Origin of the sequence: Pseudomonas sp. FSL R10-1350, assembly GCF_009600525.1 — a bacterium.
Classification (GTDB): Bacteria; Pseudomonadota; Gammaproteobacteria; order Pseudomonadales; family Pseudomonadaceae; genus Aquipseudomonas; species Aquipseudomonas helleri.
Map to the genome: position 1 here is coordinate 1 of NZ_WIVR01000102.1, position 10297 is coordinate 10297.

At 59.2% G+C, this 10297-nt stretch carries 10 protein-coding genes and 1 tRNA gene; all 11 read right to left on the reverse strand.

Annotation, left to right across the window (positions count from 1 at the left end):
- Nucleotide 1: 1 nt before the first annotated feature.
- A tRNA-Val gene (locus GHO25_RS24470) sits at nucleotides 2-74 on the reverse strand.
- Between the two features lie 92 nt (nucleotides 75-166).
- Entirely contained in the window at nucleotides 167-946 is a 780-nt protein-coding gene (locus GHO25_RS24475; RefSeq protein ID WP_178110219.1) for an SDR family oxidoreductase, read from the reverse strand.
- Nucleotides 943-2154: an O-succinylhomoserine sulfhydrylase gene (locus GHO25_RS24480; RefSeq protein ID WP_048369020.1), complete on the reverse strand. Its 1212-nt coding sequence runs from the start codon at nucleotides 2152-2154 to the stop codon at nucleotides 943-945. Before GHO25_RS24480 ends, GHO25_RS24475 begins: the two co-directional genes overlap by 4 nt.
- 82 nt (nucleotides 2155-2236) lie before the next feature.
- Nucleotides 2237-3742 (reverse strand): amidophosphoribosyltransferase, encoded by a 1506-nt coding sequence (purF, locus tag GHO25_RS24485; protein WP_048369019.1) that lies wholly within the window; start codon nucleotides 3740-3742, stop codon nucleotides 2237-2239.
- Nucleotides 3743-3783: 41 nt separating this feature from the next.
- Complete coding sequence (locus GHO25_RS24490; protein ID WP_178110220.1) at nucleotides 3784-4341, reverse strand: CvpA family protein; 558 nt, start codon at nucleotides 4339-4341, stop codon at nucleotides 3784-3786.
- A gap of 106 nt (nucleotides 4342-4447) precedes the next feature.
- The gene (locus GHO25_RS24495; RefSeq protein WP_048369017.1) at nucleotides 4448-5092 is read right to left on the reverse strand and encodes an SPOR domain-containing protein; all 645 of its coding nucleotides are present in this window, start codon (nucleotides 5090-5092) and stop codon (nucleotides 4448-4450) included.
- Nucleotides 5076-6383 carry a bifunctional tetrahydrofolate synthase/dihydrofolate synthase gene (folC, locus tag GHO25_RS24500; protein ID WP_153393039.1) on the reverse strand — a complete coding sequence of 436 codons (1308 nt, stop codon included), beginning with the start codon at nucleotides 6381-6383 and terminating at the stop codon, nucleotides 5076-5078. The genes GHO25_RS24495 and folC overlap by 17 nt, the downstream gene beginning before the upstream one ends.
- Nucleotides 6380-7300: an acetyl-CoA carboxylase, carboxyltransferase subunit beta gene (accD, locus tag GHO25_RS24505; protein ID WP_048369015.1), complete on the reverse strand. Its 921-nt coding sequence runs from the start codon at nucleotides 7298-7300 to the stop codon at nucleotides 6380-6382. The genes folC and accD overlap by 4 nt, the downstream gene beginning before the upstream one ends.
- A gap of 271 nt (nucleotides 7301-7571) precedes the next feature.
- Complete coding sequence (locus GHO25_RS24510) at nucleotides 7572-8195, reverse strand: phosphoribosylanthranilate isomerase (protein ID WP_123748709.1); 624 nt, start codon at nucleotides 8193-8195, stop codon at nucleotides 7572-7574.
- A gap of 63 nt (nucleotides 8196-8258) precedes the next feature.
- On the reverse strand, nucleotides 8259-9083 hold the full coding sequence (gene truA, locus GHO25_RS24515) for a tRNA pseudouridine(38-40) synthase TruA (RefSeq protein ID WP_153327458.1): 825 nt from the start codon (nucleotides 9081-9083) through the stop codon (nucleotides 8259-8261).
- Between the two features lie 204 nt (nucleotides 9084-9287).
- On the reverse strand, nucleotides 9288-10297 hold a 1010-nt coding region (locus tag GHO25_RS24520), incomplete at its 5' end, for a FimV/HubP family polar landmark protein (RefSeq protein ID WP_306108780.1).

Consider the following 10297-nt stretch of genomic DNA (forward strand, 5'->3'; position numbering starts at 1 on the left):
GTGGGTGATGACGGGATCGAACCGCCGACCCTCTGCTTGTAAGGCAGATGCTCTCCCAGCTGAGCTAATCACCCTTTGCTTCGTTGAGGCCGCGAAATTTACGCAGGTATTGAAGCTAAGTCAAGGACAAGGTTGAGTTTTTTTCAAAAAAAGCAAAAAAACTCAGTTACTCGTCATAAACCATTTTCTTGCTCATGCCACCGTCCACGACAAACTCCTGCCCGGTGACAAAACCGGCATTGCGCGACAGCAACCAGGCGACCATCGCCGCCACGTCTTCAACGGTCCCTACCCGGCCAGTCGGGTGCTGCGCGTGATCGGCGTCGGTTAACGGCTCTGCGCGGCGCACAGAAGGGTCACGCGCGTCGATCCAGCCGGGGCTGACAGCATTGACGCGGATCTCCGGCCCAAGGCTGATGGCCAGCGCATGGGTCAACGCCAGCAAACCGCCCTTGCTCGCCACGTAAGCCTCGGTGTCTGGCTCTGACTGGCGGGCGCGGGTGGACGCCAGGTTGACGATCGAACCGCAATGCGCGCGCAAATAAGGCGCACAGTGCTTGGCCAACAGCATCGGCCCGGTGAGGTTGACGGCCAGTACGCGGTTCCAGTGATCCAGATCGAGGCTTTCAAGGGTCATGTTGTGCGGATCGGCAATCGCAGCGTTCGATACCAGCGCATCCAGACGCCCGAACTGCCCCAACACTTGGGCCACACACTGAATCACGTCGGCCTCGACCGACACGTCCATGGCCACGAACCAGGCGCTGTCACCCAGCGCCTTGACCACTTTTGAGCCACGCGCACGATCAATGTCGGTCAGCACCACTTGCCAACCTTCACTGATCAACCACGCCGCAATCCCCAGACCAATGCCGCGTGCAGCACCGGTCACCAGTGCTACACGGCCATTGCCCTCAATCGCTGATTCAAGCGCCCATTCGGTCACAGTACGGCCAAGCCTCGCGACAGGTCAGCTTGCAGGTCAGCTACGTCTTCCAGGCCGACCGCAATGCGGATCAGACTGTCACGGATGCCGGCCGCTTCGCGCTCTTGTGGCGCCAGACGACCGTGGGAGGTGGTCGCCGGGTGGGTAATGGTGGTTTTGCTGTCACCCAGGTTAGCGGTGATGGAAATCAGGCGGGTGGCGTCGATAAAGCGCCAGGCGCCCTCTTTGCCGCCTTTGACTTCAAAGCTGACCACTGCGCCGAAGCCGCGCTGCTGGCGCTGGGCCAATGCATGCTGCGGGTGGCTCTTGAGGCCCGCGTAGTGAACTTTCTCGACGCCGTCCTGCTGCTCCAGCCACTCGGCCAGGGCCAAGGCGCTGGCGCAGTGCGCGCGCATACGCAGGTTGAGGGTTTCCAGACCTTTGAGGAAGATCCAGGCGTTGAACGGGCTCAGGGTCGGCCCGGCAGTGCGCAAAAAGCCGACGACTTCTTTCATCAGTTCGCTGCGCCCCGCCACAACACCGCCCATGCAACGGCCCTGGCCGTCGATGAACTTGGTCGCCGAGTGCACAACGATGTCAGCGCCCAGCTTGACCGGCTGCTGCAAGGCTGGCGTACAGAAGCAGTTGTCGACCACCAGCAGCGCACCCTTGGCGTGGGCAATTTCTGCCAGCGCGGTGATGTCTACCAGTTCCGCCAAGGGGTTGGACGGCGACTCCACAAACAGCAATTTGGTGTTCGGCTTGATCGCCGCATCCCATCCTTGCAGTTCGGCCAGCGGCACGTAGTCCACCTCAATGCCAAAGCGCTTGAAGTATTTTTCGAACAGGCTGATGGTCGAACCAAAGACGCTGCGCGAAACCAGCACGTGGTCTCCAGCGCTGCACAAGCTCATCACCACCGACAAAATGGCGGCCATGCCGGTTGCCGTGGCAACGGCCTGCTCCGCCCCTTCCAGTGCCGCGATACGCTCTTCGAACGCACGCACCGTAGGGTTGGTGTAACGCGAATAAACATTGCCCGGGACCTCACCCGAGAACCGCGCCGCCGCATCGGCAGCCGTGCGGAACACGTAGCTGGAGGTCAGGTACATTGCATCACCGTGCTCGCCTTCTGGCGAACGGTGCTGGCCAGCACGCACAGCCAAGGTGTCGAACGCTACGCCCTCGAGGTCGCTGTCCAGCCGACCGGCATCCCAATCCTGACTCATGCTGCCCACTCCTTGCCTTGTATATAAATGCTTTTAAGTAAGAACAATGCAAACCGGCCCATCAGGGCCGGTGTGTTGAAGCTTAGTTGTTGTACAAGCCTATCGTTGCACCGACGCCTTGAGCAATCACCTTGGAGGCATCATTGCGCGCACGCTCGATGCGGTCCAGATAGTTCTCGTCAATGTCGCCGGTCACGTACTTGCCGTCAAACACCGCGCAGTCGAACTTCTCGATCTTGATCTTGCCGCCACCGACCGCTTCGATCAGGTCCGGCAGGTCTTGATAGATCAGCCAGTCAGCGCCGATCAGGTCAGCCACGTCCTGGGTAGTCCGGTTATGGGCGATCAGTTCGTGGGCGCTTGGCATGTCGATGCCGTACACGTTCGGGTAGCGTACAGCCGGGGCTGCCGAGCAGAAGTAAACATTCTTCGCACCCGCTTCACGGGCCATCTGAATGATCTGCTTGCAGGTGGTGCCACGCACGATCGAGTCATCGACCAGCATCACGTTCTTGCCACGGAACTCCAGTTCGATGGCGTTGAGCTTCTGGCGCACGGATTTTTTACGTGCAGCCTGGCCCGGCATGATGAAGGTACGGCCGATGTAACGGTTTTTAACGAAGCCTTCGCGGAACTTGACGCCCAAGTGGTTCGCCAGCTCCAGCGCAGCGGTACGGCTAGTGTCCGGGATCGGGATGACCACGTCGATGTCGTGGTCTGGACGCTCGCGCAGGATCTTCTCGGCCAGCTTTTCGCCCATGCGCAGACGCGCCTTGTACACCGAAACGCCGTCGATGATCGAGTCCGGACGCGCCAGGTACACGTGTTCGAAGATGCACGGGGTCAGTTGCGGGTTTACTGCGCACTGACGGGTGTGCAGCTTGCCGTCTTCAGTGATGTAAACCGCTTCGCCCGGCGCCAGGTCGCGAATCAGGGTAAAGCCCAGCACGTCGAGCGACACGCTTTCGGAAGCGATCATGTACTCGACGCCTTCGTCGGTGTGACGCTGGCCGAACACGATCGGGCGGATGCCGTTAGGATCGCGGAAACCGACGATGCCGTAACCGGTGATCATCGCCACCACGGCATAACCACCGCGGCAACGGTTGTGCACGTCAGTCACAGCGGCGAAAACGTCTTCTTCAGTCGGTTGCAACTTGCCACGTTGCGCCAATTCATGGGCGAAGACGTTGAGCAGGACTTCCGAGTCCGAGTTGGTGTTGACGTGACGCAAGTCAGATTCGTAAATCTCCTTGGCCAGCTGTTCAACGTTGGTCAGGTTGCCGTTGTGCGCCAAGGTGATGCCATACGGCGAGTTGACGTAAAACGGCTGTGCCTCTGCTGAAGTCGAGCTACCTGCTGTTGGATAACGCACATGGCCGATGCCCACGTTACCAACCAGGCGCTGCATGTGGCGCTGATGAAACACATCCCGCACCAACCCGTTGTCCTTGCGCAGGAATAACCGGCCATTATGGCTGGTTACAATACCGGCAGCATCCTGGCCGCGGTGCTGGAGGACGGTTAGCGCGTCATACAGCGCCTGATTGACGTTCGACTTACCGACGATACCGACGATGCCACACATGCGACGCAACCCCTACTTAATGGATCTGAACTGAACACCGCTCACTTGGGCTGGATAGCCGGCAAGAGGTGCTCCTTGAACGGTAGATCAGCAGGTGCGCTGATACCGCTGGCAAACCATTGGCTACTCCACCCCAAAATGAGGTTTTTCGACCAATCGGCAACCAATAGAAATTGTGGCATGAGCCTGGACTCCTGCCACCACGAGTCTTGCTGCACCGGCCCCAGGCTCAAGAGCCCGACCCCCACGACCACCAGCAGCGCGCCACGCGCAGCGCCAAAGGCCATGCCGAGAAAACGATCGGTCCCGGACAACCCGGTGACGCGAATCAGTTCGCCGATAAGAAAGTTGATCATTGCGCCTACCAGCAAGGTGGCGACAAACATGATGGTGCACCCGACGATGATGCGGGCGGAAGGTGTTTCGATGTATCCGGTGAGGTACTGTGACAACGAACCGCCGAACATCCAGGCGACAACCCCGGCAATGATCCAGGTGCACAGCGACAGCGCTTCTTTTACGAAGCCGCGCTTCAAGCTGATCAATGCAGAAATGGCGATGATTGCAACGATCGCCCAGTCAACCCAGGTAAATGGCACAGTTCAGTCTACAGACAGATAAGGCGGCGCATTTTAGCAGAGCGCCGCCTCTCAAGTCAGGCGATTTATCAGTGCATTGGCTATCAGACCCAACCTTTTTATGCGCTTAGCCACGCTCAGGCTGGAAGCGCACCACAAAACCCTTGAGATTTTGCTGCTTGTCGAGAATGTCACGCATCCGATCGGCCTCTGCACGTTCCAGCAACGGCCCTACAAAAACCCGGTTCATCCCGCCAGACGATCGAACGTAAGCGTTATAACCTTGATTACGAAGGGTTTTTTGCAAGTTATCGGCGCTGGCACGATTGGACAGACTCACCAACTGGATCGACCAACTGATGGGCAAACCGTTAGGGTCTACACGCTTTTGCGTGGTGTCGAGCTTGGCTGGCGGCTGCGCCACCGTTTGCGCTGGCGTGACTGCAGGCGGCTTGGCGGGCGCTACCGGTTTGCTGACCACTGGTGCAACCGGCGCCGGAGCAGGTGCAGGCGCAGGTTTTGGCGCTGCAACCACGGCTTGCTCGACCGGCAGTTCCGGCTCTTGCTCAATGACTTGCGGCTCTGGCACCGGCACAGGCTCTACCTGAACCTGAGGCATGACGGGTGCTTGTGGCGCCGTCGGCGCATCGACCTGAACCTGGCGCTGCTCATCCTGACGCGAAAACAGCATGGGCAGAAAAATCACCGCCAGAGCGATCAGTACCAGCGCCCCAACCATCCGCTGCTTGAATACCTTATCCAGCAAAGCCATTTGCAGCCTCCTCCTTGGCGCGCCGCTCCAGCCATTCAAGCGCCTGAGCGACACAATAAAATGACCCGAACAGCAAAATTTCATCTTGCGGCGTAGCCCGTTCGCACTGCGCCTCAAGTGCTGCATCAACACTGTCGTACGGGGTAACCGATGCGCCCAACGCTTGCAGCGCAGCCTGCAACTCAGCCGCAGGGCGCGAACGCCCGGTGTTCAGTGGCGCGACTGCCCAATGCTCGACAACATCAGTGAGTTGCGACACAACGGCATCCAGATCCTTGTCTGCCAACAGACCAAACACCGCCAAACGCTTGCCCGCCAACGGTCGTTGTTGCAAACGCTTGCGTAAATACTCGGCAGCATGGCCGTTATGGCCGACATCCAGCAACAGGCTCAGCGGCTTGCCGTTCCAATTGATCTGGCGACGGTCAAGACGCCCGGTGACCTTGGTCGCCAACAGCGCCTTGATCACCGTCTGCGGATCCCAAGGCCACTGCGTCAGGGCATACGCCTGAAGCGCCAGCGCTGCGTTTTCCATGGGCAGATCCAGCAACGGCAAATCGCGCAGCTCGAGCGTTTGCCCTTGTGCATCACGCCCCTGCCAATGCCAGACAGTGTCGGCAATGGTCAGATTAAAATCACGCCCGCGCAGCAACAGCGGGCAAGCCAGCTCTTTGGCTTTGTCGAGCAGAGGTTGAGGCGGGTCAAGATCACCGCACAAGGCCGGCTTGCCCTGGCGGAAAATCCCGGCCTTTTCATAGGCAACGGATTCACGGGTATTACCGAGGTACTCCACGTGATCGACGCCAATGCTGGTGACCAGCGCCATGTCAGCGTCAACCAGGTTGACCGCATCCAGTCGCCCGCCCAGCCCGACTTCAAGCACCACAACGTCCAGTTGTGCGCGCTCGAACAGCCAGAACGCAGCCAGCGTGCCCATCTCAAAGTAGGTCAGGGATGCTTCCCCGCGACCGGCGTTCAACGCCTCAAAGGCTTCGCACAACTGCGAGTCCGAGACTTCAACCCCGTCGATCTGCACACGCTCGTTATAGCGCAGCAGATGCGGCGAGTTGTAAACCCCGACCTTGAGCCCTTGCGCACGCAGCAACGAGGCAACGAATGCACAGGTCGAACCTTTACCGTTGGTGCCAGTGACTGTCACCACCCATGGCGCGGGCTTTTGCAAGCCCATGCGGTTCGTTACCTCTCGTGCGCGGTCCAGCCCCATGTCGATGGCAGCCGGATGCAACTGTTCAAGATAGGCGAGCCACTCGCCAAGGGTGCGCTGGGTCATAGGTTTGCAGGTGCCGGTGGGACAACGACGGTTTCAACAGGCACAGCCACAAACTCAGGTGTTGGCAGGCCCATCATTTGTGCCAGCAGGTTACCCAGGCGCGGACGCAGCTCCTGACGCGAAATAATCAGGTCAATGGCGCCATGCTCCAGCAGGAATTCGCTGCGCTGGAAGCCTTCTGGCAGTTTTTCGCGAACGGTTTGCTCAATCACTCGCGGACCGGCGAAACCGATCAGCGCTTTTGGCTCAGCCACGATCACGTCACCCAACATCGCCAGGCTGGCCGAAACACCGCCGTACACCGGGTCAGTCAATACCGAGATAAACGGAATGCCTTCTTCACGCAGACGCGCCAGTACCGCAGAGGTCTTGGCCATTTGCATCAGGGAGATCAGCGCTTCTTGCATGCGCGCACCGCCGGAAGCGGAGAAGCAGACCATTGGGCAGCGGTTTTCGAGGGCGTAGTTGGCGGCGCGAACGAAGCGCTCACCGACGATGGCACCCATCGAGCCACCCATGAAGGAGAACTCAAACGCCGACACCACAATCGGCATGCCCAGCAGGGTACCGCTCATGGACACTAGAGCGTCTTTTTCGCCGGTCTGCTTTTGCGCGCCGACAATGCGGTCTTTGTACTTTTTGCTGTCGCGGAATTTGAGACGGTCAACAGGCTCCAGATCAGCACCCAACTCGTTGCGACCGTCAGCGTCCAGGAAGATGTTGATGCGTGCACGTGCGTCGATGCGCATGTGGTGATTGCACTTGGGGCAAACGTCCAGGGTCTTTTCCAGCTCTGGACGGTAAAGCACAGCGTCACAAGACGGGCATTTGTGCCACAGGCCTTCAGGTACCGAGCTCTTTTTGACCTCGGAACGCATGATCGAAGGAATCAGCTTGTCTACCAACCAGTTGCTCATGCTTTTTTTCTCCAGTACCGGCGACCTGAACACTGCGGTTCAGGCCCCGTGTATGCCCTTGAGCTTAATTCAATAAGTGTGTGGCGATGATTGTCCGGGAACAGCGGTCAGCCATGGCAAACCAGCGCATCCCTTTCAACCCTCAGCCTTCCCGACAACACGCCCTGAAGCGGTTGGCGCTTTAATTTCTGCCCGTCATGTCACCGGGCCCGCCCGTATCACGAAGCGGTAATGATGGACGGTGGCAGGCTGCCAACCGTCACATCGAGTATCAGTTTGTTGCGCGTACAGCCTGCATAAAGGCCCGAATCTTATCGTGATCCTTGATGCCTTTGCTCTTTTCTACGCCACCGCTGACGTCAACAGCGTAAGGCTGCACCTGAGCAATGGCTTGCGCCACGTTCTGCACGGACAGGCCACCAGCCAAAATAATCGGCTTGCTTAACCCTTGAGGTATCAGAGACCAGTCAAAGGCCTGCCCGGTTCCACCCGGCACACCCTCAACGTAGGTATCGAGCAAGATCCCGCTGGCAGAGGCGTAAGCCGCACAGGCTGCAGCAATGTCGTCCCCTGCTTTGACCCGTAGCGCTTTGATGTAGGGCCGGTGATAGCCCTCGCACTGCTCCGGGGTTTCATCGCCGTGAAATTGCAGCAAGTCCAGCGGCACAGCGTCCAGCGTTTCGTTCAGTTCACAGGCGCTGGCATTCACAAACAGACCCACGGTGGTCACAAACGGCGGCAGCGCGGCAATGATGGCCCGCGCCTGCGCGGCAGTCACCGCTCGTGGGCTTTTGGCATAAAATACAAAGCCAATCGCATCAGCCCCGGCGGCCACGGCGGCCAGTGCGTCATCTATGCGGGTAATCCCGCAGATCTTGCTGCGAACGGCTGACATGTAAGCGATACCCCTGAGCACGAGCGTGAAAGTGCCGGATGTTAACAAATGCTTACCCGTGCGTCAGCCGTCGAGTTCGCTAAAACCGGTCAAGAAATGTGGGCCAATGTAACGCTCGGGCAACGGGAACTCGTCGCGGTATTCCACCTGCACCAGATACAGCCCGTAAGGATGCGCCGTCACGCCGCCTGAGCGACGCTCACGGCTCTCCAGCACTTCTTTGATCCATTCCACCGGACGCTCGCCAGAACCGATGGTCATCAGCACTCCGGCAATATTGCGCACCATGTGATGCAAGAAGGCGCTGGCGCGGATGTCCAGCACGATCATCTGCCCGTGGCGCGTCACACGCAGGTGATGCAGTTCCTTGATCGGCGACTTGGCCTGGCATTGCCCAGCACGGAAGGCACTGAAGTCGTGTATACCGAGCAGGTATTGCGCGGCTTGCGCCATGCGCTCGACGTCCAGCGGGCGGTGGTTCCAGGTGATTTCCTGGTTGAGGTGCGCGGGGCGAATCGGATCGTTGTAGATCACATAGCGGTAACGCCGGGCGATCGCCTTGAAACGCGCATGGAAGTTCGCCGGCATCACCTTGGCCCAACTGACACTGATGTCGTGGGGCAAATTGATATTGGCGCCCATGACCCACGCCTTCATCGAGCGTTCGGCCTGGGTATCAAAGTGCACCACCTGCCCGCAGGCATGCACCCCGGCGTCAGTACGCCCGGCACACATCAACGACACTGGCGAGTCGGCGACTTTTGACAGCGCGTTTTCAAGGGTTTCCTGAACCGTCAACACGCCATTGGCCTGACGTTGCCAGCCGCTGTAGCGCGAACCTTTGTATTCAACGCCCAGGGCGATGCGGAAAAAGCCTTCAGCAGCCATTTCGGCTGCCGGGTTATCTATATTTGCCAAGGAGTTACAGCCTGCTCATAAACGCAAAGGCGGCCATTATAAGGCCCACCCGCGAAGACGCCATGAATCAAATGACCGGCGCGAACAAAATGAGCGTTGTAGGAACGAGCTTGCCTCGCGATCTTTTGATCTTTTTAAAAGATCACGAGGCAAGCTCGCTCCTACAGGGAGGGGTCAGGCCAGGCGGGAGAGCAGTTCGATGGCCTCGGCCTGTTGCTCCGGGCTGCCCTCGCCCATGACTTCGGTCAGGATGTCACGCGCGCCTTCGTCGTCGCCCATGTCGATGTAAGCCTGGGCCAGGTCAAGCTTGGTCGCGGCCTCATCGGCGCCCGACAGGAAGTCGAACTCCGGCTCTTCGTCAGCGCCCGCTACAGCTCCGGCAAACGGCTCGGCCATCGCCGGCTCTTCCAGGCTCTGGGACAAGCGCTGCAATTCAGCGTTTACCTTGTCCAGTTCCATCGAGAAGCTGTCCGGCACTTCAGGCACCGCTGGCGCTTCTTCTGCCAGGGACAAATCAAAGTCATCCGGCAGATCAAGGTCAAAATCTGCTGCCTTGTCCAACGCAGCCTGGGTTTCAGCCTGTTGCTCAAGCACCGCATCGAAGCTCTGCCCGCTCGCCTCAACCAGATCATCAAGCCCCTGCTCAGGCGAGACCCGGGTCGGCGAGACCTCTTCCAGATCATCGAGACTCAAGTCGAAGTCGTGGTCAAACTCTTCAACTGGGGGCGTGATCACGGGTGCCGGCTTGAGTTCGGGCTCAGGCTCGACAACCCGGTCGTCGCGCATCATTTCTTTGACGAAATCAGCCTGGAACTGCGAAGCCACCGCTGCCGCGACAATCCCTGCCGCCACCGCAGCCATGGCCGGGTAACGCACCTTGAGCTGAGCCACTTCGGCGTAGTTTTTGCCATTGGCAACCAGTTGGCGCTCTTGCGCGATAAAGGCTTCACGCTCGCCCAACTCGCCATAGACCTGCATTAATTTCAAACGCAGGTCGCTGCGCTGCGGTGCATGGCTGATGGCACTTTCGAGCAACCCGGCCGCTTCATGGAACTGGTGCTGCTGAATCAATTGCTCCGCTTCAACCAGTACTTCAGCGCCTGACTTGGCGGGTGCAGCCACCGGCGCGACAGGTGCGACCACTGCGGCCGGAGCCGGGGTCGGCGCGGGTGCAGGTGCTGGAG